This window comes from Bradyrhizobium sp. LHD-71 (assembly GCF_031157255.1).
Taxonomy (GTDB): Bacteria; Pseudomonadota; Alphaproteobacteria; order Rhizobiales; family Xanthobacteraceae; genus P52-10.
The window spans coordinates 1-1205 of sequence record NZ_JAVIFX010000073.1; the positions used below are offsets into that span (position 1 = coordinate 1).

The following is a 1205-nucleotide window of genomic DNA, read 5'->3' on the forward strand; positions in this document are numbered from 1 at the left end:
ATCACTTGAAGCGCTCGGACCGGCCTCGATTCTCGTGAATAATGCCGGAACGTTGCGGGCGGGAAGTCTCGACACGCTTTCCCTCAGTGACTGGCAAGCGAATCTGTCCCTAAACCTGACTGGCTATTTTCGCTGCGCCCAGGCATTCGGGGCCCAAATGCTGAAACAAGCGAACGGCGCCATCGTCCACATCGCTTCGGTCGCCGCGCATTCACCGCAAAATCACAGCGGAGCGTACAGCACCAGCAAGGCCGCCGTCGCCATGCTGTCCCAGCAGTTAGCAACCGAATGGGGCCCTCGCGGCGTTCGCAGCAACGTTGTCAGTCCCGGTCTGATCCGCACGCCGATGACGCAGGCTATGTACGATACCCCAGGCGTCCTCGAGGCGCGCCGCGCGGTAGTGCCTCGCCGACGGATCGGTGAACCCGAAGACATCGCGAATGCGGTCGTGTTCCTGGCTAGCGATCGCGCCGACTACATTAACGGCGCAGAGATCGTCGTCGACGGTGGCTTTGCGCGCGGTATCATGAACCTCGTTCCGCGGCCCGGATATGAGGCCGCCGAATAGCGCTTGGATCAGCAGGCAGGAGACTAGATATGGCGGACCAGAAACCCGTCGTTGCAATTACCGGAGCGGGCGACGGTATTGGCTGGGCGACCGCACGGGCTTTTGCTCGGAACGGTTACCGCGTGGCTTTGCTTGATATAGATGCCGACAGCGTATCGGCGCGGGCCAGGGAGTTGGGCGCAGAGCATGCGGATATCTGCTGCGATGTATCGAAAGAAGTGGAAGTGCGCGCCGCGTTCAGGAAGATCGCAGACAGGCTCGGCAATCTCGATGCGTTGGTCAATAATGCTGGCATAGTTAGCCCGCACCTTCCAACGTCCGAGCAGACGGTCGAAAGCTTCGAAAGGCTTCTCGGAGTCCATCTGTCCGGAACGTTCTTGTGTTCGCGCGAGGCCCATGCCCAGATGGCCGTCCGTCAAGTGGGTTCTATCGTCAACATCAGTTCGATCGCGGGCATATCGGGACTTCCGCGCCGCAATGCCTATGGGGCCGCAAAAGCGGGAATTGCATCGATGACGAGGTCAATGGCTTGCGAGTGGGCGTCGATCGGAATTCGCGTAAACGCTGTGGCGCCCGGATATGTCGCGACAGCGCTTGTAAAAAAGCTTGAATCCGACGGCTTTGTCGATACGCCGCG

At 60.1% G+C, this 1205-nt stretch carries 2 protein-coding genes; both read left to right on the top strand.

Going from position 1 to position 1205, the window contains the following annotated elements:
• The coding region (locus RCO31_RS34585; protein ID WP_308972929.1) for an SDR family oxidoreductase at window positions 1-568 on the top strand (568 nt) is incomplete at its 5' end.
• 29 nt (window positions 569-597) lie between these two features.
• Window positions 598-1205, top strand: a 608-nt coding sequence (locus tag RCO31_RS34590) for an SDR family oxidoreductase (RefSeq protein WP_308972930.1), incomplete at its 3' end; no start/stop codon positions are given.